Consider the following 20932-nt stretch of genomic DNA (forward strand, 5'->3'; position numbering starts at 1 on the left):
GCCGATGAAGTTTTCGCTTTTCGTCCACATGGAACGATCGGATCTGACGAAGCCGCATTCCGAGCTCGTCGCCGAACTGGAGGAACTGGTGCTGCTGGCCGAGCAGGCGGGCTTCGAGACGGCCTGGATCGGCGAGCATCACGGCATGGAATTCACCATCTCGCCGAACCCGTTCATCAACATCGCCTATCTCGGCGCGAAGACCAGCACCATCCGGCTCGGCACCGGAACCATCGTCGCGCCCTTCTGGCACCCGATCAAGCTTGCAGGCGAAGCGGCGATGGCCGACGTGATCACCGGCGGCCGGCTCGACATCGGCATTGCGCGCGGCGCCTACAGCTATGAATACGAGCGGCTCTTCCCCGGCCTGGACGCGTGGGGCGCGGGTCAGCGCATGCGCGAGATGATCCCGGCGCTGCGCGGCCTGTGGGATGGTGATTTCGAACTTTCGGGCGAGTTCTGGTCGTTCCCTGCAACGACCTCGTCGCCAAAGCCGCTGCAAAAACCCTATCCGCCGATCTGGGTGGCGGCACGCGACCCCAACTCGCACGACTTTGCCGTGGCCAACAAATGCAATGTGCAGGTGACGCCGCTTGCCTCCGGCGACGGCGAAGTGGCGAGCCTCATGGAGCGCTTCAACACGGCTTGCGCTGCCCATCCGGAGATAGCACGGCCTGAGATCATGCTCCTGATGCATACATTCGTGGCCGAGGACGCAGCCGATGCCGATCGCCTGACGCAAGACCTGTCGCAATTCTACTGCCAGTTCGGCGCCTGGTTCCAGAACAAGAAGCCGGTACGCCAGGGCATATTGGAGACGCTGACGGCGACCGAGATCGCGGCCATGCCGCAATATGCGCCGGAAAAGATCCGGCAGAACCTTGTCATCGGCGAAGCCGACGAGGTGATCGCCAGGCTGAAGACTTATGAAACCCAGGGCTACGACCAGTACTCGATCTGGATCGACAGCGGCCTCTCCCACCAGCGCAAGAAGAAGTCGCTGCAGCTCTTCATCGACAAGGTGATGCCGGCTTTCCAGGAAGCGGGGCCGCGATGAGCACCGCATTCAAAAACTACATGGACGGCCAGTTCGTCGAGGCCACGACGACCTTCGACAGCATCGATCCGTCGACGGGCGCGCCATGGGCCAAGATGCCAGCCGCCAGCGTGGCCGATGTCGATCGCGCGGTCGATGCCGCGCATCGGGCGCTGCGCTCCGGCCCCTGGGCTGCGATGACGGCGACGGCGCGCGGCAAGCTTCTGGTCAAGCTCGGCGACCTCGTCGCCGCCAATGCGGGCCGGCTGGCGGAGCTCGAGACTCGCGACACCGGCAAGATCATCCGCGAGACCCGTGCCCAGATCGCCTATGTCGGCGACTACTACCGCTATTATGGCGGGCTGGCCGACAAGCACGAAGGCGCGTTCGTTCCCATCGACAAGGCCGATATGGAAGTGACGATACGGCCGGAACCGATCGGCGTCGTCGCCGCCGTCGTGCCCTGGAATTCGCAGCTCTTCCTGTCGGCGGTCAAGCTCGGCCCGGCCCTTGCCGCGGGCTGCACCGTCGTGCTGAAGGCGTCCGAGGATGGCCCTGCCCCGCTTCTCGCCTTCGCCGAGCTCGTGAATGAAGCAGGATTTCCGGCCGGCACCGTCAACATCCTGACCGGCTTCGGCCACGATTGCGGGCACCGCCTGACCAGCCATCCGCTCGTCGCCCGCGTCGCCTTCACCGGCGGTCCCTCGACCGCCCGGCAGATCGTCATCAACACCGCCGAAAATCTCGCCTACACGACGCTCGAACTTGGCGGCAAGAGCCCAGTCGTCGTCTTCGCCGATGCCGACCTGGACAGCGCTGCCAACGCCGTCGTCGCTGGCATCTTTGCCGCCACCGGCCAAAGCTGCGTCGCCGGCTCGCGGCTGCTGGTCGAGCGTTCGGTCAAGGACGAATTTCTCGCTCGCCTGAAGCGCAAGGCCGAAGCCATCACCATCGGCGACCCGCAGGATCCCGCCACCGAAATGGGCCCGCTCGCCACCTCGCGCCAGCGCGAGCGGATCGAGAAAATCGTTGCCGAAAGCCTTGCCGGCGGCGGCCGGCTGGTCACCGGCGGCGCGCGACCACAGGGCAAGACTGATGGATTCTACTACGCGCCAACGATCATCGAGGCAGCGGATCAGACATTGGCCTGCGTGCGCGAGGAACTGTTCGGGCCGGTGCTGAGCGTGCTGGCCTTCGACACCGAAGAGGAGGCGTTGTCGCTTGCCAACGACACGCCCTTCGGGCTCGCCTCCGGCGCCTTCACCACCAATCTCGCCAAGGCGCATCGCATGGCCCGCGGTATCCACGCCGGCGTCGTCTGGATCAACACCTATCGCGCCGTCTCGCCGCTGGTTCCGTTTGGCGGCTATGGCCTGTCCGGCCTCGGCCGCGAGGGTGGCATGGACGCCATCCGCGACTACACGCGCTCGAAATCGGTCTGGATCCGCACCTCGGACGCGCCGATCCCCGATCCTTTCGTCATGCGGTAGCCGCCGCGGACCAGCGAACACGGCCGGGCATGAACGATCCGGCAGTGCAATGAACAACGACAACAAACAGAGGAGAACGACATGAAACTGATCTTCGCCGGCATCCTTGCCGGACTTCTGGCAACCACGGCTGCAAAGGCCGAGGACATGGTCTTCACCAGCTGGGGCGGGACGACCCAGGAAGCACAGACCAAATCCTGGGCGGAACCATTTTCGGCCGCATCCGGCATCAAGGTGCTGCAGGACGGCCCGACCGACTACGGCAAGCTGAAGGCCATGGTCGACGCCGGCAGCGTCAACTGGGACGTGGTCGACGTCGAGATGGATTTCGCCATCAAGGCGGCCAAGGATGGACTGCTCGAACCGATCGACTTCAACGCCGTGCCGAAGGCCGACCTCGACCCGCGCTTCACCACCGACCATGCCGTTGGCAGCTTCTACTATTCCTTCGTGCTCGCCTGGAACAAGGGCACCGTCTCCGGCGAGCCGGCGGGCTGGGCCGACATGTTCGACCTGAAGAGATATCCGGGCAAGCGCACCTTCTACAAATGGTCGGCGCCGGGCGTCATCGAGATCGCGCTGCTCGCCGACGGCGTGCCGGCCGACAAGCTCTATCCGCTCGATCTCGACCGCGCCCTCAAGAAGCTCGACACCATCAAGTCGGACATCGTCTGGTGGGGCGGCGGTGCGGAATCGCAGCAGCTGATCGCTTCCGGCGAGGCCGCGTTCGGTCAACTCTGGAACGGCCGCGTCTTCGCGCTGGAGAAGGACGGCGCCGATGTCGGCGTGTCCTGGAACCAGAACCTGACCGCCGCCGACGTGCTGGTCGTGCCAAAGGGCGCCAAGAACAAGGACGCGGCGATGAAGTTCCTGGCCGCGGCAAGCAGCCCGGCCGGCCAGGCGAAGTTCGCCGAAGCGAGCGGCTATGCGCCGATCAACACCAAGGCAAAGGCCGAGATGCCCGCCGATGCTGTGAAGTCGCTGCCTGACGCCCATGTCGAGGGTCAGATCAATCTCGACATGAACTACTGGGCTGCCAACCGCGACGCCATCGCCGAGCGCTGGTACGCCTGGCAGGCGAAGTAGCGCCACCCTCTCGTGACAAGGAGCGGGACGGCCCCGGTCGTCCCGCTCCGCAACCCCAGGTGACGCCATGTCGGTGGAAACTGAGCAGAGCATTGCGACAATGCGGATGCCGGCGGGCCTTGGCGGCCTGCTGCCGGCACTGACGCTGATCGGGCTTTTCTTCGTCGTCCCGGTGCTCGCCTTGCTGTTGCGCAGCGTCACCGACCCCGCCCCCGGCCTGCAGAATTATGCGGCGCTGCTCGGCGACGGCACTTATATGCGCGTCTTCTTCAACACCTTCCTGGTCGCCGCGGTAGTCACCATCGTCACCGTCCTCGTCGCCTTTCCGGTTGCCTGGATGCTGGCCATCATGCCGCCGGCGCTCGCCTCGATCATGTTCGGGATCATCATCCTGTCGATGTGGACCAACCTGCTCACCCGCACCTATGCCTGGATGGTGCTGCTGCAGCGCACCGGCGTCATCAACCGGGCGCTGATGGCCATCGGCGTCATCGACCAGCCGCTGCCGCTCATCAACAACCTCACCGGTGTCACCATCGGCATGGTCTATATCATGCTGCCGTTCATGATCCTGCCGCTGGTCGGCACCTTGCGCGCCATCGATCCGATGACGCTGCGTGCCGCGGCCCTTTGCGGCGCCAGCCCCTTCCAGGCCTTCCGCCGCATCCTCCTGCCGCTGTCGCTGCCCGGCATCGCCGCCGGCGGCCTGATGGTGTTCGTCATGTCGCTCGGCTATTTCGTCACCCCGGCACTGCTCGGCGGCACGGCGAACATGATGCTCGCCGAGATGATCGCACAATTGATCCAGTCGCTGCTCAACTGGGGGCTGGGCAGCGCCGCAGCCTTCATCCTGCTAATCGTGACCATGGCGCTCTATGCGCTGCAGTTGCGCCTCGTTGGCGCCAGACGCGCGACGGGAGGCATCTGAGATGCTGCTCGACTACGACCGCATGGGATGGCTGAAGACTGCCCTGCTCGGCTTCACCGCGCTCGTCGCCGCCTTCCTGCTCCTGCCGGTGGTGTTCATCGTGCTGCTCTCGTTCGGCTCGTCGCGCTGGCTGGCTTTCCCGCCACCCGGCTGGACGCTGAAATGGTATCAGGAATTGTTCGCCGATCCGTCCTGGCTCGAAGCAGCACTCACCAGTGCCCGCATCGCCGCGCTGACGGCAATTCTTGCCGTGCTGATCGGGCTGCTTGCTTCCTTCGCGCTGGTGCGCGGCAATTTCCGTGGGCGAGAAATCCTGCGCGGCCTGTTGCTGACCCCCATGGTGCTTCCGGTCGTGGTCTTCGCCATCGCCATCTACGCCTTCTTCCTCCGGCTCGGGCTGGGGGGCACCACCATCGGCTTCGTCGTCGCCCACACCGTGCTGGCGCTCCCCTTCGCCATCATCCCGATCGCCACCGCGCTCGAAGGCTTCGACAAGTCGATCGAGGACGCGGCAATCGTCTGCGGCGCGAGCCCGCTCCAGGCCAAGCTCAGGATCACCTTGCCCTCGATCCGGATCGGCATTTTCTCCGCCGCGATCTTTTCCTTCCTCGCTTCGTGGGATGAAGTCGTCGTCGCGATCTTCATGGCGAGCCCGACCTTGCAGACCTTGCCGGTCAAGATCTGGGGCAGTCTGCGGGCCGATCTCAGCCCGGTGATTGCCGCCGCCTCCAGCCTGCTGGTCGGCCTGACCCTTGCCCTGATGATCGTGGCGGCCCTGCTGCGCCGAAAGTTCAAGACATGACCCAGCCCTTCCTCTCGATCCGCAAATTACGCAAGGCATTCGGTGCCTTCACGGCCGTTCATGATGTGACGCTGGATATTCCCAAGGGGGAATTCCTGACCTTTCTCGGGCCATCCGGCTCGGGAAAGTCGACAACGCTCTATGCCATTGCCGGTTTCCAGGATCCGAGCTCCGGCGACGTCCTGCTCAGGGGCAAGTCGCTGCTCAGCGTTCCGTCGCACAAGCGCAACATCGGCATGGTGTTCCAGCGCTACACGCTGTTTCCGCATCTGAGCGTCGCCGAGAACGTCGCCTTTCCGCTTCGCGTTCGCCGCCGACCCGACGCCGAGGTGAAGAAGAAAGTCGCCGACATGTTGGCCTTGGTGCGGCTCGACAGCTTCGCTGAGCGCCTGCCCGGCGCGCTGTCGGGCGGCCAGCAGCAGCGCGTCGCGCTTGCCCGCGCGCTCGCCTATGATCCGCCGATCCTGTTGATGGACGAGCCGCTTTCGGCGCTCGACAAGAAGCTGCGCGAGGAAATCCAGGCCGAAATCCGCCGCATCCATCGCGAGACCGGCGTCACCATTCTCTACGTCACCCACGACCAGGAAGAAGCACTGCACCTGTCGGACCGGATTGCGCTGTTCAAGGACGGGCGCATCGAGCAGACCGGCACCGGCGAGGATCTTTATCTCAGGCCGGCGACCGATTTCGTGGCCGGCTTCATCGGCAACTCGAACTTCCTCGCTGCCGAACATCTTGAAACCGTCGGCGGCGCGGCGACCATTCGCCTTGCCGATGGCTCGCTCGTCTCAGGCATAAGCGCCAATGGCAGTTTCGAACGGGGACAAAAGACCAGATTGATGATCCGTCCCGAGGCGTTTCGCCTGGAGCGGAACCCGGCGAGCGCCGAACTCACCGTCGACGTCGTCGACATCGCCTTTTATGGCGAACGCCGGCGCATCGTTGCGCGCACCACCACCGGACAGGAGATCGACATCAGGCCGACCTCCGCCGCCATGGCTTCGCAAGATGCCACACCGAGCCGCCGGCAGGTCTTTTTCGATCCGGGCGCCGCCTTCCTGTTTCCCGTCTGAGCTTATTCGGCGGCATCGCGGCCCGCTTGCCTGGCGGGATCGCCGAAATTGGCCTGAAGCCAGGCGATGGCATCGGCGACGTCGGTAATGACATGGCGAGCGGCCGTCGGCCCGCGCGGCTTGATCCGGATCGAGACCCCATCCTCGCCATTGACGGTCTCGAAGCCGTTCTCGTCCGACGTATCGTCGCCGAGGAACACCGGGCGCCGGCCGATGAAGGGCGGGATTTCCATGAAGCGCCGGATGGCCGCTCCCTTGGCGGCTTCGAGCGGCATCAGTTCCACCCCGGCATTGCCGGCGATCACCCGATATCCCTCGGGCAGCCGGTCCAGCGCCATCTCGACCAGCCTGGTTGCCCGCGCCAGCAGATGCGGTGCGGCGCGCGTATGGACCGCCAGCACCGGACCCTTGCGTTCGACATAGACGCCCTTGCCGAGTTCGGCTTCGATCTCGTCGGCCAATGCGGCGATGTCGGCCGGCTCGTCCGCGGCCTCGACCGGACCGTCGGGCATCAGCCGGTGTTCCAGCCCGTAGAGGCCGGCGACGCGCATCTTCAGGGGATGGAACAGCCGGTCCACCGCGGAAACCGAGCGTCCAGTGACAAAGGCGACGGCACCGTCCAGTCGCCGCTCCATCGTTTGCATGAGCTGGCGCAACTCATCGCTGACCGAGACGCTGTCCGGATGCGCGGCGTGTTCGAGCAAGGTGCCGTCTATGTCGAGGAAAAGGGCCCACTCCCCTTCCGGCAGATTCGGTGTCATCGGCTTTGCAATCCTCATCGTAGTCCGGCCGCCATGCGTTTGCGCTCGACCATGGAGACGACATTGTCGACGTTTGCGTTCGCCGAGCGCTCGGCGACGGCGGTGACCCGGTCAAGCTCACTGCGCTTGCGCAGGCGGGCCGCATCCATGAGCATACTGCCGGCCCAGCGATAGACGTTGTTGTCGCGCACGATCTCGCGCATGCGCCGCATGCGTTCGCGCTGCTCTTCGCCCGTCATGGTCAGCGCCTGCAGCAGCACGTCGCGCATCATGGCGGCGTCGTAGGGGTTCACGATCATCGCCTCCAGCAGCTCACGCGAAGCGCCAGCGAACGTGCTGAGCAAAAGCACGCCCTGTTCGTCGTCGCGCGCGGCGACGAATTCCTTGGCGACGAGGTTCATGCCGTCATGCAGGCTGGTGACCATACAGATATCGGCGGCGCGATAGATTTCGTAGACCGCGCTTTGCGAATGATGTTCGGCGACCATGACGACAGGTTTGTAGCCGTCATGGCCAAAGCGCTGATTGAGCTCGTCGACATAGCGCAGGCACTCGTCGTGGAGCTGCTTGTAGGCCGGCAGCGTGCCCCGGCTGGGGGCGGCGATCTGCAGGAACGCCACCTTCCCGATCCATTCTGGATGACGCGTAAACAACTCCTCCAGCGCGTGGAAGCGATCGAGTATGCCCTTCGTGTAGTCAAGGCGCTCGACGCCGACGCACAGCTTCACGTCGGCAGGCAGCCCGAACCTGTCACGGATACGGGCGCGGCAGTCCTCGACATCCGGCAACCTCGCCAGGAGCTCCACCGGCCATTCGATCGAGATCGGATAGGCATGGACCAAAGTTGTCTGGCCGCCATAGGAGATCGCTGCATCCGCCCGCTCGATTCGACTTTCCAGGAAGCGGTCCACGCTTTCGGTGAAATTATTGGCATGGAACTGGGTGTGGAAGCCGATGATCGAGCTGCCGAGCAGCCCGTCGAGGATGCGCTCCCGCCATGGGCAGATGCTGAACACTTCCGAATTCGGCCAGGGGATGTGCCAGAAGGTGATAACGATCGCCTCGGGCAGCCGTTCGCGGATCATGCGCGGCAGCAGCGCGAAGTGGTAGTCCTGGACCAGCACGATCGGCCGTTCGTTGCGCGCTTCTGCGACTACCGTTTCGGCGAATTTGCGGTTGGCCGCCTCATAGGCCTCCCAATCCGACTCGCGAAAAATCGGCCGGGTGAAGGCGATATGGCAGAGCGGCCACAGGCCCTCATTGGCAAAGCCCAGATAGTAACCTTGATATTCCTCCTCCGTCAGCCAGACCCTGCGCAGCGCGTAAGAGGGGTTGCCGGGCGGCACCTGCACCCGGTCGTCCTCGTCGACCATCTGTCGGTCCGCGGTGCCGCCCCCATAGGCGATCCAGGTGCCGCTGCAGGCGCGGGTAATCGGCTCCAGTGCCGAGACCAGTCCGCTGGCCGGCACCACCAGCTCGACGCCATCGCCCTTGACGTTGTGGATATAGGGTTCGCGGTTCGAGACCACGATGACCTGCGCCTCCGGCAGGTCTTCGGTGAGGATCTTGCGCAAGGTTTCGGGTGACCATGTGACCAGCGCCGCATCGACCGACTGGCCGTTCTTCTCGAATTCCCTGAGCACCTTGCGCGCCGCTTCGGAAGCCACGTCCTCGCCCGCGGTGTACGTGGCGGGGGCGTGGGTGCGCTGTCGCCGGGATATCGAGAAAAACACCGCCAGAGCGGAAAGTCCGAGACTTGCCAGGATCGCGATCCATAGTAAGTCGCTGCCATAATCTGTCATTGAAACGCCAACTCGCCACCGGGCCTGATGCAGGCCTCATTCTTCTTGTTTCGTCTCCGCCACCGTCAGGCGGCGACAGGCCGCCGTGAGGCGGTATGGTTGTGCAACGCACAAACGGACGATCGGTTCCGACATTTTCCGATCCCGCGCGAGTGGCCCGCCTACGTTCGCACGATCAGCGGCACCAACCCTTCATGTCGATCGGCGAGAAAGGCTACGACCCGGTCGCCGACGCGCTGGAATGTCAGGTCGACAGCCATTTCGCCGACATTGAGATGCCGCAGCGTGAGCGTATCGATGCCGATCGGCAGTCTCGGACGGGTGACGCGGATTTCGCCGTCCCAGCCGTCGATCTCCAGGCCGAGACAGGCCTGCATCAGCATGAAGGCCGAGCCCGCCGACCAGGCCTGCGGCAGGCAGGCGACCGGATAGGCGATCGGGGCTTCGCCGGGCGCGCGGGTAAAACCGCAGAACAGCTCCGGCAGCCGCATGTTGAAATGCACAGCGGACTCGAACGTGCCGCTCATCAGCCGGACCACGCTTTCGCGTTCGCCATAGCGGGCGAGGCCGACGCCGCAGATGGCGGTGTCATGCGGCCAGATCGATCCGTTGTGATAGGACATCGGGTTGAAGAACACGGCATCGTCGGCGAGCGTCCGCAGTCCCCAGCCCGAGTGGAAGGACGCGGACAAAAGCTGGTCGGCGACCAACTGCGCCCGCGCCGGCTCGGGCAGCCCGACGAAGAGCAGATGCCCGGCATTCGACGTCCTGACCTTGCAGGGTTCGCCGGCGCCGTCGAGCGCCAGCGCATAGAAGCCGAGATCGTCCAGCCAAAAGTCACGCTCGACGGCGATTCGCATTTCTTCGGCGCGGCTCTCCCAATGCTCGGCCTCTGCGTACCCGCCGCGGCGGCGCGCAAGTGCCGCCAGGCCACGGAAGGCGGCAAAGACATAGCCTTGCACTTCGACGAGCGCGATCGGGCCTTTGGGAATGCGGCCGTCGGCGTGGAAGACCGAGTCAAAACTGTCCTTCCAGCCCTGGTTGGCGAGGCCGGATTCGGCGGCACGCTGATAGGTGACGAAGCCGGTCGCCCGGCTCGCCTCCTCCGTCCATTCGGCGGCAGCAGTGAGCGACGGCCACAGCCTGTCGATGAAGTCCATGTCGCCAGTGCGGTCCGCATAGGCGCAGGCGAGATGGATGTAGAGTGGTGTCGTGTCGACCCCGCCATAGTAACGGCCGAAGGGAAGCTCGCGCAGCGCCGCCATTTCGCCCTTGCGGGTCTCGTGCATGATCTTGCCCGGCTGCGAGTCGCTGAAAGGCGAGGTCTCGGTCGCCTGGTGCTGGGCGAGGAAGGCGAGCACGCCGCGCGCCAAGCCGGGGTTGAGCCACAGCATCTGCAGCGCCGAGATCACGCCGTCGCGGCCGAATGCCGTCGAAAACCAGGGTATGCCGGCATAGGGGTAGGGTCCTGTCACAAGCTCGGTGGTGAGCAACGCCACATCGGCACGGGCGCGCTCGACCCAATCGTTGAAGACGCGGCCCGAACTGTGCACCGTGGCGCCGTGGCGGCGCTTGGCCCGCATGCCGAAGCGGGCGCGCGCCGCGGCGGCGCGGAAACGGTCGCGGTCGGGCGTTTCCGCCACCTCCGGACCGACCTCGATATAGAGCACCTTGCTGCTGCGTTTCGTCACCGCGATCAGGAAATCAGCGCGGCTCTCCGTCAGCTGATCGGGCGCCTGCGAGAACGAGATGGCCGACAGCCGCGCCAGCCCGTCCAATCCGTCATAGCGAAGCAGCACCGATGTCGCATCCATCTCGGCCGCATGCGCCATCCCGCGCTTCACCCTTGTCGAGCCGCGCACTTCGAACATGTCGCGGAAATCGGCGGCGAAGTGCAGCGAGACACGAATGGCCGAGGTTTCCTGGCTGTAATTGGAAAGCGTGATGCGCTCGAACAGCCGGTCCTGCCACAGCAGCCTGACACGCTCGATATGGATCGCGCCCTGCGGAATGTCGCGGCCGCCAACGCTCTGCATCGGCAGGTTGGTGAGATTGCTGGTGAACAGAACATTGTCCTGGCTGAGCGAGGCGCCGAGCAGCGATGTCTGCCTGCCGCCGACGGTCAGCCTGAACTCCGACAGCACGCGCGTGTCGTCGCGGAAGAACCCGTCGCCGGCGCCTCTGATATCGCCATAGGCATCAGCGACAACAAAGCAATCGCCCTGCTTAAGCGCGAACAGCCGATGCGGCTCGCGTGGCGCGGTCTCGTCCAGGGAGGCAAGGGCCACGGCGGGATCGAGCTTGCGCTCGTCGAGTTCTGTCATCCGTCACATCTTTCCTGTTGCTCCCCGTGCCCCGATCCAGCGCCATCGCTCACGAGGCCTTCGCTTCGGCTGAGCCGGCGAGCAGACGCACATAGGCGGCCACATAGTCTCGGGCCATTCTCTGGGCGGAAAACCGCTTTTCGAAGGCGGCCCTCACCTTTCGCCTGTCGAGTTGAAGCAGTGCTGGCACTGCCGCCACCGCCTCGTCCATGGAATTGACGACAAAGCCTGTCACTCCCTGGTCGATGATCTCCGGCAAGGCGCCGCAGTTCCAGGCGATCGACGGCGTGCCGCAAGCCATGGCCTCGATCGGCGCAAGACCGAATGGCTCCGGCCAGTCGATCGGAAACAGCAGGCCTGCAGCCCTGCCGAGGAATTCAGCCTTCTCACCTTCGGCGATCTCGCCGACATAGTCGACGCGGTCGCCGTCGATCAGCGGCTCGACCATTTCGTGGAAATAGGCGCGGTCATCGTCACCGATCTTGGCCGCAAGCTTCAGCCTCAACCCCGAACGCCTGGCAATCTCGATGGCGCGGTCCGGCCGCTTGTCGCGCGAAAGCCGGCCGAGGAAGGCAAGGTAAGGCTCTTCAGCCTCCGTCTCGAAAATCGGCTCGTAAATATCGACCGGCAGCCCATGCTGGATCGTCGCCAGCCAGTTGGCGCCGGCCAGCCCTGCCCTTTGGCTGTGCGAGATGGAGATCATCGGGAAGCGCGGGAAGCGCCAATAGGCCGGCGCCAGGTCGACATAGTCAAGCCTGCCATGCGGTGTCGTCACCGTTCGCTCCGCCATATCCTGGAAGAAGGGAAAATGCAGGAAATGGCTGAGATGAAAATGCATGACGTCGAACTGGTCAGCCCGCTCCCGCACCTCCGCCAGCATCGCAAGATGCGCCGCCACTTCGGATTTCTTCGGGCGCGGATCAAGCCGAAGCGCGCATTCACGCCCGGGCACCAGCTTCGCCGAGGTGTGGCTGTCGCCGCTCGCAAACAGCGTCACCTCATGGCCGAGATCGACCAGCGCCTCGGTAAGGTAGGAAACGATGCGCTCAGTACCGCCATAAAGCCTGGGCGGAACCGACTCGTAAAGCGGCGCGACATGAGCAATTCGCATGGATCCCCTCGGGTGATTGGCCAAGGGCAAAATGCATCAACCCGCAGATCGTTCCTGCCAGCGGTCTGCGCCGCGGCGAGAAACCGCACCGGCATCCATCAGAACGCCATCGCACGGCATTCCCGATCGCCGCACCGACGCTGGCTGTGTCGGCGTACTCAAGCGGACAACGCCGCCCCTATCCAGTCGAGCCGTGCCGCGGGGACGAGGCCGTAATTGTAGAAATTGATGCCGTCGATGCCCGGCGCCCTCGCCGGCCTCACCTTGGCGGCGAGAATGTCCGGCCCGGCCATTTCCGGATAGAACAGCCGGTAGCCGGTGCCGAGGAATTTTTCAGGTCCGAGTGCAGCACGACCCGCCGCCATCAGGCTGGCGACATCGCCGGCCTGCATGTCGTAGGCGCACAGGATCGCTCCGTCGCAGACCTTGCCGAGTGCTTCGAGATCGCAGCCGCCGAGCCAGCCGTCTTTCAGGTCGATGATGACGACACGCGTCCCGGGGTGAGCGGCTTCGCGCAGTTCCGCGACCAGGCTGGTCACTGGTTCGAACCGCCAGATGAGATAGGCATGCAACTCCGGCCAAGGCCGGAAAACATCGAGTCCGCCAGTGGGAAAATCGGCGAAGCGCCGTTCCGGCACCGCGCGCTCGCAGGTCTCGGCGATCCATTGCCTGACCAGCCTGCGCGCCGCTTCGCCGTCGATCCCGGCGTCGGCCGCCCGGGCAAGGCAGGCGGGACAAAAACACAGCGACAGCAAAAAATCGTCTTCCGGCGTCAGCCCGACGCCATCCTTCTCGTGATGATATTCATGCGCAAAGCCCATGAAGGACGGACTTTCGAGCTCGATCCGGTCCGGTCTGTAGCTGTGCGAGATGTCGGCGACCAGCGCGCGGACATAGGCGCGCGCATCCGGATGCGAGGGGCAGAGATTGTAGTAATTGGCATCGCCGAAGGCGTTGCGGGTGACGGCCTGCGGATGCAGCATGCCGAGGCGCGTGTTGTGCAGACAGACGGTCCAGCACGAGATCCCAAGCCCACCCGCATCGCGCCGGCGGACAAGGTTGCCGAGCACGTCGCCGCCTTGCGCGATCACGTCGGCCACCTTGGGCTGGATGGCGAGGCTCGCCCAGCGCGCCGCGGTCGGCTTGAAATAGATGGTGCCGTCCTCCGGGAAATAGGCTTTGCGGTGCGGGCTGCGCGGCAGCAGGAAGCGGCCGGCATGATAGGAGGTCGCAAGGCTGATCATGTTGAGCCCGGCGCGCTCCACGAGGTCGCGTTCGACTGTCTCCAGGCCGAGATCCTGGATGTCCCAGGGATAGGTCCACATCGAAAGCTGCATGAAATATCCTCAGTTCTGATCCTGGCACGGCTTCATTGTCAGCCCTCGACCGGCTCGGCGACCTGCATGAGACAGTCCCCTGCCTCGCACATCGTATGCAGCCGGCGCGACAGCACGATGCCGCCTTCGGCGAAATGCAGCGCTTCCTCGGCCAGATCGAGCCGTTCGAGGTCGTGATACCAGCCGGCCAATTGTCCTGAAGTCACGCTGTCGCCGAGCCTGACCACCGGCTCGAACCAGCCGCGGTGCGTGGCATAGATGCCCTGGCTGTGACGGGACAGCGACAACAACCGCGTCGGCGCCGCGGGCACGGCTTCCGGCGCCAAAACCGGCCGCTCGACCACGCCGAGCGCCACCATCAGCCTGTCAAGCGCGCGGGCGGTGAGCGCCATCGAATCGACCGTAGCGGTGCCGCCGCCACCGAACTCGCCACTGACGCCGATGGCGCCGGCCCGGCGCGCCGCGCCCATCGAGGTCGGTGACGCGGGACCATTGTCGGCGACGAAGCCAAACGGCATGCTGAGCGTGCGCATCAGCTCGACACCGCGCCGGTGGCGTTCTGGATCACTGTTGCGCTCGACAAGTGCTGTCGGCAGATGCTCCATCGACGTGCCGCCCGAATGGATGTCGAAGACGACGTCGTGGCGAGGGAACAGCTCCGTCTCGAGGAAGTTTGCCAGCCGGCTGGTCGGCGTACCCGACGGGTCGCCCGGAAAGGCACGGTTGAGATTGCCGCCGTCGAGTGGCGAGCAGCGCTTGGCGGCCATCACCGCCGGCGTATTCGCCATCGGCAGGATGGTGATGCAACCCTTGATCTGCTTCGGGTCGAGCCGGCGCACCAGCTTTGCCAGCGACAGCTCGCCCTCATATTCATCGCCGTGATTGCCGGCCATCAGAAGCAGTGACGGGCCTTCGCCGTTGCGGATCAGGCAGATCGGCACCTTGATCTGGAAATAGGGCGAACGGTCGATCGAAAACGGGATGCTGAGGTGACTAAGTGTCTTGCCGTCACGGTCGAAGTCGAGCGTATGGACGAGGCCGGTATGCATGACCTCAGACCGCCGCGACCGCGGTGACCTCGATGCGCAAATCCGGATCGGCAAGGCGCGCCTCGACGCAGGCCCGCGCCGGCAGGCGCTTGGGATCGACCCAAGCGTCGTAGATGCTGTTCATGGCTTCGAAGTCGCCTATCTGCGGCAGGAAGATGTTGACCGCCACCAGCTTCGACTTGCTGCTGCCGGCCTCGGCCAGCAGCGCCTCGACCTTGGCCAGCACGTCGCTGGTCTGGCTCTCGATGCCAGCCTTGCGGTCGTCGGCCACCTGTCCTGCTATGTGCACGAGGCCGCCATAGACTACAGCTTGCGACATGCGCGAGCCAGACTGGAAATACTTGATCATATCGGATCCTTTCGAGGTTCTCTTTTGGCGGCCTGATCAGCCGAAATAGGTTGGAAAGGCGTGGCGGATGTGCCCGGTATCGTCGACACCAAAGATCACGCGATAGCGGTCGAGGCAGGTGCAGGGGTGCGAGATGCCGAATTCGATGACGTCGCCGACGACGATATCGGCGCCCGGCTGAAGTGACAGGAAGGCATGCTGGTCGTTGAGCTTGAAGACTTCGGCCCTCGGCTGCGCCGAAACCGGCTTGCCGGCGCGGAACACCGTCAGCGGCGTCGGAAAGCCCTGGTCGAACGAGACGTCGCGCATGCCCATGCCGCAGATGGCGAGGCTGGGTTCCGGTCGCGACAGCACTTCGGCCCAGACTCGCAAGGCCGGACGGAAGGAGTTTCGCGCCGACGTCCCGACGCCGCCGATCGCAAAACCCTTGCGGGCATCGAGCGTGCCGAGCGAGCGGTCATAGATGCCGTGGTCATGGAAGAAGATGGCGCCGCTGCGCAGCACCAGCGTCGCGTTGACGTCCCTGGAAACCACAGGCGAAAGCGCGGTGACAACCATGTCGAAGAAGACCGAGCCGCCGGCGGTGGCGATCAAGGGACCGCCGCTGCCGAGGCGGGCACGCAGCCTGAGGAACATGTCGGCCACCGTCGCCAGCAGCGCCGACACCGCTTCGCCCGTGCGGCCCGGATCGGGTTGCGCCGCGGCCCCTTCATAGGTTGCCACGCCGGCGATCAGCAGCCGCCCGCCTGCTGCCTCTATCGCATCGGCGATCGCCTCGGCCTCGGCGGTGGTCCGTGCGCCCGCCCTGCCCGCCCCAAGTTCGACCAGCACGCGCAAGGGAGCGAGCGCCGCATTGGCACGCCAGGCCCCGGCCAGCGCATTCACGGCATCGACCGAGTCGGCAAAAACGTGAAGCTCGGCGTTTGGCCAGGCACCGGCCAGCGTCGCCAGCCGGTTCGCGCCGCCTCGCCCGCCGACCTCGTTGGCGATGATCAGCCGCATCAGCCCGGCCCTCAGCATCACAGTTGCCTGCCGGATATCGGCAACCGTTGTGCCCCACGCGCCGGCCTCGACCAGCGACCGGGCAAGGTCGGGCACCATCGGCGTCTTGGCATGCGGCGCGATCGCGACACCCTGCTCACGCGCATAGCGCAGGAACAGGTCGCGGTTGATGGCGAAGGCGCTCTCGTCGAGGGTCAGCACCGGCAGCGACATGCGACCCTCGGCCGGATGCCAGCGCTGTGACGCGACCAGGCTGCTGTCCAGCCCCGAGGTGCCGGGCGGCACACCGCGGATACGGTCGTCGAGCAGAAAATTTTCACGCACGACAAGCGGCGGAACCGGTGTGTTTTCGCTCATCCGATGCTACCCCTTTCGCCGTCGCATGCAGAAGCCCGGATCGAATGCCGAAGCCGGTCCGACCTTGAGAGAGAGCCGTGCCGAAACCCTACGCCGGACCGATCATCGACGCCCATCATCATCTTTGGGATCTCGGTCTTGGCCGGCATCCCTGGCTCGCGGTCACAGCCGGCGAGCGTGGCGGCTTGGGCGAACTTGGCCCCTTGCGCCGCAACTATCTCCCCGAGGATTATCGGCGCGACGCCGCCAGGCACGATGTCGTCGCCACCGTCCATGTCGAAGCCGGCTGGGCGAGCGACGACTGCGTCGGCGAGACGCGATGGCTCGAGACGCTCGACAAATCGCGCGGCGCCGCCGCCCGCTATGTCGTGCACGTACCTCTTGCCAGCCCACAAGCGCCGGCGCTGCTCGAGGCGCAGGCGACATTCGGCCGCGTCGTCGGCGTGCGCGACATTCTGAGCTGGGATCCGGATCCTGCCCGCCGGTTCGCAGTTCGCGACGGCATCATGGACGATCCGGCCTGGCGCGCCGGCCTGGCGCTGCTTGCCCGCCACGGCTTGTCGTTCGACCTGATGGTGTTTCCGCGTCAGCTCGGCGACGCGGCGCGGCTTGCGGCGGCCTTCCCCGACCAGCAATTCGTCCTCAACCATTGCGGCAGCCCGATTGATCGCGATGCCGACGGCATGCGGAGATGGCGCGACGGGTTGCGGCTTCTGGCAGAGCACGACAACGTCGCCATCAAGATCTCGGATTTGGTCGCCTACGATCATGACTGGACACTCGACAGCCTGCGGCCGGTCGTCCTGCATTGCATCGACTGCTTCGGCACGAAGCGAGCGATGTTCGGCAGCGACTTTCCGGTCGCCGGCCTGCACGCATCGTTCGACGAGGTGTACGACAGCTTCAAGACCATTGCAGCCGACCTCTCCGCGGACGAGCAGGCGGCGCTGTTCTTCGGCAACGCGAAACGCATCTATCGGCTGGACGACCTGTCATCGGCGGGCCTGCTCCCGGCCTGAGAGCAGCAGCAGCCCCAGGATCAGCGAGCCGAACAGGATGCTGCGCCAGCCGGGCGACGCGTTGACGACGGTGATCAACGCCGTGATCGTCACCAGCAGGATCGCGCCGGGAATGGTGCCGGCATAGGTGCCGAGCCCGCCGAGGATCGACGTGCCGCCCAGCACCACGGCCGCGATCGAGGCGAGCAGATAGGGATCGCCGATCCCGACATAGCCCTGTCCGTTCATGCCCAGCACAAGCACGCCGGCGAGGCCAGAGGTGAAGCCGCTGATGCCGTAGACGGCGAGCGTCGTCGACGTGACCGGCACCCCGGACAATGCAGCGGCCAGTGGATTGGCGCCCATCGCGAAGATGCGGGCGCCAAAGGGCGTCGCGTGCATGACCGTCAGCACGATCACCGAAACCGCCACCCACAACAGCACGCCGGCCGGAATCCCGGCCGGCCGCGCATTGCCGAGCCAGTGGACCAGCGGGTTTTCGGCGGTGACGGCGCTGCCTCCGGCGATGATGATCAGCAATCCCTGCAGGAAAGTCGCCATGGCCAGCGTCATGATCATCGGATGAACGCGCAACAATGCTACGCCGAGCCCGTTGACCAGGCCGATGATCGTGGTCAGCGCCAGCACGGCAAGCACTGGGGCAAGGCCGGTCGGATCGGCCTGCCACGACAGCAGCGGCAGGCTGATGGCGCTGACGGTGACGATCGCCGCGACCGAAAGATCGATGCCGCCGGCGATCACGACAAAAGTCTGGCCGGCCGCGACCAGGCCGATGACAGCGCCGAGCTCGACCAGATAGCGCAGATGACCATAGGCGCCGAAACCGCGCGAAGCGAAGCTTGCCGCGATCCAGACCGCGGCAACGATGGCGACCGTCAGGAATGGCCGGCTGGAGAGGACCGTCATGACACGCCTGCCGCCGGCGCTCTCTTTCCATGCTGTCATTGCTGCACCTTGCGGAATTGCGGGATGGCGACCGCGCCGATGATGATGAGACCCTGGGCGACATATTGGGCGACCGGCGTGAAGCCGAGGAAGAACATGACGCTGATCATCAGGCTGAGCAGCAGGCTGCCGGCAAGCGCGCCGCGCATCGTGCCCTGCCCGCCAAGGAAGCCGATGCCGCCGAGCACCGCGGCGGCGATGGAGTTGAGCGTGAAGGCCGCTCCGATGACCGGATCGCCCGAGCCCGTCTGCGCGGCGACGAACAGGCCTGCGCCCGTCGACAAAAGGCCGCTGATCGCATAGGCGGCGACCCGCGCGGCATCGACCGGCACGCCGGAGCGATAGGCGCCGACCGGGTTCTCGCCGGCGGCATAGAGGCTCAAGCCCAGCGGCGTGGCGAGATAGAGCTTCCACAGCAGCACGATGACAACCAAAAGCACGAAGGCCGCCGGCGTGTCGCCGGCAAGCAGGTTGGACAGCCATTCCGGAATGGCGCCGCCGGGCCGCGGCAGGATCAGCAGTGCCGCGCCGCCGATGATGAAGGAGCCGGCAAGCGTCACCACGATCGCCGGCAGGCGAAGCCGCACCACGATGAAGCCGGTCGCAGCACCGATGCCAAGGCCGGTAAGCGCTACCGCAGCGGCGCCGCCTGTGACGCCCAGCGGGCCGGCCATCGTCGTCGCGGCGATGACGGCGCCGAGGCTGACGGTAGCGCCGATCGCCAGGCTGATGCCGCCCGTCAGCATGAGGATCGCCTGCGCCATCGCGACCAGCGCCAGCGGGAACCAGCTCTGGGTGAACTTGGCGAAGCCGGAGGCCGTGAACAGACCTGGGAAGAGCACGCCGTAGGCGATGAGAAAAGCCAGCACGACGACGAACAGGCTGCGCACACCGATGTTGCGGCGCGCCTGCACCGGCCAATAGAGCGCGCCGGCGGGCCGCGCGGAAGAAACAGTGTTCATGCCGCGACCTTCCGGTTCTCGGCGCCTATCGCCGCCGAAACGATAGCTTCCTCGCTCAATGCCGCACGCTCCAGCATGGCCGCGATGCGGCCTTCCCGCACCACCGCGACCCGCTCGCACAGATGCACCAGTTCGGGTGTATCTGAGCTGAGCAGCACCACGGCCTTGCCGGCGGCCGCGAAGGCGCGGAGCATCAAATAGATTTCACGCTTGGTCTCGACATCGACGCCGCGCGTCGGATCGTTGAGAAGCAGCACAAGCGGATCATGCGGCATCCATTTCGCCAGCGCGACCTTCTGCTGGTTGCCGCCCGAAAGCGCCTGCGCCTGCCGTGCGAGGTCGCCCTTGATGCCAAGCTGGGCGGCAAGGCCTCTTGCCGTCTCGCGCTCGGCCCGGCGGCTGCGCAGCTTCAGCGCCGGCAGCCTGGCGAAGGCAGGCAGCATCATGTTGGTGGTGATGGTGTGGATCAGGTGCAACCCTTCACGCTTGCGGTCGGCCGGCACATAGGCAAGGCCAAGCGCATTGGCTTTCGGCACGCCGCTGGGCAGGCCCGGTGCGCCGTTGACCGTCGCCGATGCCGTCCTGGCCGGGATCGCGCCATAGAGACCGAGCAGCAGATCCTCCTGCCCCTGCCCGACCAGGCCACCAATGCCGAGCACCTCGCCCGTCCTGATGTCGAGATCGACGTCGCGCATCAGGCCGGCGGAAAAATTCCGGACCGAAACGGCATTGGCGGGCGACACGGAAGGCCGCCATTGCGGGAAGAGATCGCCGGGGTCGCGCCCGACCATCAGCCGCACCAGCCCGGCGGCATCGGTGCCTTCCAAAGACTGGTCGGCGGTACAGGTGCCATCCTTCAGCACGGTGACATGCTGGCACAATTTCATGACTTCGTTCAGCCGATGCGAGATGTAGAGAATGGCGATGCCTTCGCCACGCAAACGCTCCAGCAGATCCGTCAGGATCTTGGTTTCGGTGGCCGACAATGACGACGTGGGTTCGTCGAGAATGAGCACGCGCGGCTTGCGGTAGAGCGCCTTGGCAATCTCCACCATCTGCCGGCGCCCGAGCGGAAGCTGCCCGACAGGCGTCGACAGCGGCTCATGAAGACCGACCAGTTCGCATGCGGCATTCGCCCGCGCGGCAAGCGCGCTGTAGTCGACCAGGCCGAACCGCTTGGGATAGGCGCCGAGGCCGATATTCTCGGCAATCGACAGGCTGGCCGTCAGGCTGAGCTCCTGCTGCACGACGGCAATGCCGGCCTGCCGCGCAAGCGCCGGCGTCATGCGCGCCACGGCGCGCCCGTCGACCTCGATTGTCCCGCCGTCCGGGCGCAATGCCCCGGACAGCAGGTTGATCAGCGTCGACTTTCCCGCACCGTTCTCGCCGAGCAGCGCATGCACGCGGCCCGGCTGGAGAACGATGGAAACGTCGCGCAGGACGGGGTTGCCGAAGAACGCCTTCGACACACCCCGCGCCGCGAGGAGCGGAGCCATGCT

General features: G+C 65.4%; 18 protein-coding genes. 7 read left to right on the forward strand and 11 right to left on the reverse strand.

Annotated features, from left to right (window positions below; all coding sequences use genetic code 11):
- The first annotated feature begins 4 nt into the window (after positions 1-4).
- The 6 genes from ACSQ3Z_RS17825 to ACSQ3Z_RS17850 all read left to right on the forward strand — a co-directional run bounded on the left by ACSQ3Z_RS17825 (position 5) and on the right by ACSQ3Z_RS17850 (position 6415).
- Positions 5-1057, forward strand: coding sequence for an LLM class flavin-dependent oxidoreductase (locus ACSQ3Z_RS17825; protein WP_436172627.1), 1053 nt, complete (start codon positions 5-7; stop codon positions 1055-1057).
- Positions 1054-2526 carry an aldehyde dehydrogenase gene (locus ACSQ3Z_RS17830; protein ID WP_436172628.1) on the forward strand — a complete coding sequence of 491 codons (1473 nt, stop codon included), beginning with the start codon at positions 1054-1056 and terminating at the stop codon, positions 2524-2526. The genes ACSQ3Z_RS17825 and ACSQ3Z_RS17830 overlap by 4 nt, the downstream gene beginning before the upstream one ends.
- Positions 2527-2607: 81 nt before the next feature.
- On the forward strand, positions 2608-3612 hold the full coding sequence (locus ACSQ3Z_RS17835) for an ABC transporter substrate-binding protein (RefSeq protein ID WP_436172629.1): 1005 nt from the start codon (positions 2608-2610) through the stop codon (positions 3610-3612).
- A 67-nt stretch (positions 3613-3679) separates the two neighbouring features.
- On the forward strand, positions 3680-4540 hold the full coding sequence (locus ACSQ3Z_RS17840; RefSeq protein ID WP_436172630.1) for an ABC transporter permease: 861 nt from the start codon (positions 3680-3682) through the stop codon (positions 4538-4540).
- Between the two features lies 1 nt (position 4541).
- On the forward strand, positions 4542-5342 hold the full coding sequence (locus ACSQ3Z_RS17845) for an ABC transporter permease (RefSeq protein ID WP_404282497.1): 801 nt from the start codon (positions 4542-4544) through the stop codon (positions 5340-5342).
- The gene (locus tag ACSQ3Z_RS17850; RefSeq protein WP_436172631.1) at positions 5339-6415 is read left to right on the forward strand and encodes an ABC transporter ATP-binding protein; all 1077 of its coding nucleotides are present in this window, start codon (positions 5339-5341) and stop codon (positions 6413-6415) included. Before ACSQ3Z_RS17845 ends, ACSQ3Z_RS17850 begins: the two co-directional genes overlap by 4 nt.
- Positions 6416-6417: 2 nt before the next feature.
- Here ACSQ3Z_RS17850 and otsB read toward each other — a convergent pair whose 3' ends face one another.
- The 8 genes from otsB to ACSQ3Z_RS17890 all read right to left on the reverse strand — a co-directional run bounded on the left by otsB (position 6418) and on the right by ACSQ3Z_RS17890 (position 16507).
- Positions 6418-7176: a trehalose-phosphatase gene (otsB, locus tag ACSQ3Z_RS17855; RefSeq protein WP_436172632.1), complete on the reverse strand. Its 759-nt coding sequence runs from the start codon at positions 7174-7176 to the stop codon at positions 6418-6420.
- Positions 7177-7190: 14 nt separating this feature from the next.
- Complete coding sequence (locus ACSQ3Z_RS17860; protein WP_436172633.1) at positions 7191-8978, reverse strand: alpha,alpha-trehalose-phosphate synthase (UDP-forming); 1788 nt, start codon at positions 8976-8978, stop codon at positions 7191-7193.
- Positions 8979-9139: 161 nt separating this feature from the next.
- Entirely contained in the window at positions 9140-11302 is a 2163-nt protein-coding gene (locus ACSQ3Z_RS17865; RefSeq protein WP_436172634.1) for an amylo-alpha-1,6-glucosidase, read from the reverse strand.
- Between the two features lie 49 nt (positions 11303-11351).
- The gene (locus tag ACSQ3Z_RS17870) at positions 11352-12413 is read right to left on the reverse strand and encodes a glycosyltransferase family 4 protein (protein ID WP_436172635.1); all 1062 of its coding nucleotides are present in this window, start codon (positions 12411-12413) and stop codon (positions 11352-11354) included.
- A 158-nt stretch (positions 12414-12571) separates the two neighbouring features.
- Positions 12572-13750: a hypothetical protein gene (locus ACSQ3Z_RS17875; RefSeq protein ID WP_436172636.1), complete on the reverse strand. Its 1179-nt coding sequence runs from the start codon at positions 13748-13750 to the stop codon at positions 12572-12574.
- 38 nt (positions 13751-13788) lie between these two features.
- Positions 13789-14799: a succinylglutamate desuccinylase/aspartoacylase family protein gene (locus ACSQ3Z_RS17880; protein ID WP_436172637.1), complete on the reverse strand. Its 1011-nt coding sequence runs from the start codon at positions 14797-14799 to the stop codon at positions 13789-13791.
- Positions 14800-14803: 4 nt separating this feature from the next.
- Positions 14804-15148, reverse strand: a complete 345-nt coding sequence (locus ACSQ3Z_RS17885; protein WP_436172638.1) for a RidA family protein — start codon at positions 15146-15148, stop codon at positions 14804-14806.
- 36 nt (positions 15149-15184) lie between these two features.
- Positions 15185-16507 (reverse strand): alanine racemase, encoded by a 1323-nt coding sequence (locus ACSQ3Z_RS17890; RefSeq protein WP_436172639.1) that lies wholly within the window; start codon positions 16505-16507, stop codon positions 15185-15187.
- Positions 16508-16584: 77 nt separating this feature from the next.
- Here ACSQ3Z_RS17890 and ACSQ3Z_RS17895 point away from each other — a divergent pair, with 77 nt between their 5' ends.
- Positions 16585-17526 (forward strand): amidohydrolase family protein, encoded by a 942-nt coding sequence (locus ACSQ3Z_RS17895; protein WP_436172640.1) that lies wholly within the window; start codon positions 16585-16587, stop codon positions 17524-17526.
- On the opposite strand, the gene ACSQ3Z_RS17900 is transcribed toward ACSQ3Z_RS17895, so the two are convergent.
- Genes ACSQ3Z_RS17900 through ACSQ3Z_RS17910 form a run of 3 tightly spaced genes read right to left on the reverse strand, consistent with a single transcriptional unit; the run spans position 17500 to position 20929 of the window.
- Positions 17500-18471, reverse strand: coding sequence for an ABC transporter permease (locus tag ACSQ3Z_RS17900; RefSeq protein WP_436172641.1), 972 nt, complete (start codon positions 18469-18471; stop codon positions 17500-17502). The two genes, ACSQ3Z_RS17895 and ACSQ3Z_RS17900, sit on opposite strands and share 27 nt — an antisense overlap.
- Complete coding sequence (locus tag ACSQ3Z_RS17905) at positions 18468-19433, reverse strand: ABC transporter permease (protein WP_436172642.1); 966 nt, start codon at positions 19431-19433, stop codon at positions 18468-18470. Before ACSQ3Z_RS17905 ends, ACSQ3Z_RS17900 begins: the two co-directional genes overlap by 4 nt.
- Positions 19430-20929, reverse strand: a complete 1500-nt coding sequence (locus tag ACSQ3Z_RS17910; RefSeq protein ID WP_436172643.1) for a sugar ABC transporter ATP-binding protein — start codon at positions 20927-20929, stop codon at positions 19430-19432. Before ACSQ3Z_RS17910 ends, ACSQ3Z_RS17905 begins: the two co-directional genes overlap by 4 nt.
- Positions 20930-20932 lie beyond the last annotated feature (3 nt).

This window comes from Mesorhizobium sp. LjNodule214, assembly GCF_964252735.1.
In the GTDB taxonomy this organism is placed as follows: domain Bacteria; phylum Pseudomonadota; class Alphaproteobacteria; order Rhizobiales; family Rhizobiaceae; genus Mesorhizobium.

Coding starts and splice junctions, on each gene's coding strand:
- ACSQ3Z_RS17825 (WP_436172627.1), top strand. CDS start 5: ATGAAGTTTTCGCTTTTCGTCCACATGGAACGATCGGATCTGACGAAG.
- ACSQ3Z_RS17830 (WP_436172628.1), top strand. CDS start 1,054: ATGAGCACCGCATTCAAAAACTACATGGACGGCCAGTTCGTCGAGGCC.
- ACSQ3Z_RS17835 (WP_436172629.1), top strand. CDS start 2,608: ATGAAACTGATCTTCGCCGGCATCCTTGCCGGACTTCTGGCAACCACG.
- ACSQ3Z_RS17840 (WP_436172630.1), top strand. CDS start 3,680: ATGTCGGTGGAAACTGAGCAGAGCATTGCGACAATGCGGATGCCGGCG.
- ACSQ3Z_RS17845 (WP_404282497.1), top strand. CDS start 4,542: ATGCTGCTCGACTACGACCGCATGGGATGGCTGAAGACTGCCCTGCTC.
- ACSQ3Z_RS17850 (WP_436172631.1), top strand. CDS start 5,339: ATGACCCAGCCCTTCCTCTCGATCCGCAAATTACGCAAGGCATTCGGT.
- otsB (WP_436172632.1), bottom strand. CDS start 7,176: ATGACACCGAATCTGCCGGAAGGGGAGTGGGCCCTTTTCCTCGACATA.
- ACSQ3Z_RS17860 (WP_436172633.1), bottom strand. CDS start 8,978: ATGACAGATTATGGCAGCGACTTACTATGGATCGCGATCCTGGCAAGT.
- ACSQ3Z_RS17865 (WP_436172634.1), bottom strand. CDS start 11,302: ATGACAGAACTCGACGAGCGCAAGCTCGATCCCGCCGTGGCCCTTGCC.
- ACSQ3Z_RS17870 (WP_436172635.1), bottom strand. CDS start 12,413: ATGCGAATTGCTCATGTCGCGCCGCTTTACGAGTCGGTTCCGCCCAGG.
- ACSQ3Z_RS17875 (WP_436172636.1), bottom strand. CDS start 13,750: ATGCAGCTTTCGATGTGGACCTATCCCTGGGACATCCAGGATCTCGGC.
- ACSQ3Z_RS17880 (WP_436172637.1), bottom strand. CDS start 14,799: ATGCATACCGGCCTCGTCCATACGCTCGACTTCGACCGTGACGGCAAG.
- ACSQ3Z_RS17885 (WP_436172638.1), bottom strand. CDS start 15,148: ATGATCAAGTATTTCCAGTCTGGCTCGCGCATGTCGCAAGCTGTAGTC.
- ACSQ3Z_RS17890 (WP_436172639.1), bottom strand. CDS start 16,507: ATGAGCGAAAACACACCGGTTCCGCCGCTTGTCGTGCGTGAAAATTTT.
- ACSQ3Z_RS17900 (WP_436172641.1), bottom strand. CDS start 18,471: ATGACAGCATGGAAAGAGAGCGCCGGCGGCAGGCGTGTCATGACGGTC.
- ACSQ3Z_RS17905 (WP_436172642.1), bottom strand. CDS start 19,433: ATGAACACTGTTTCTTCCGCGCGGCCCGCCGGCGCGCTCTATTGGCCG.
- ACSQ3Z_RS17910 (WP_436172643.1), bottom strand. CDS start 20,929: ATGGCTCCGCTCCTCGCGGCGCGGGGTGTGTCGAAGGCGTTCTTCGGC.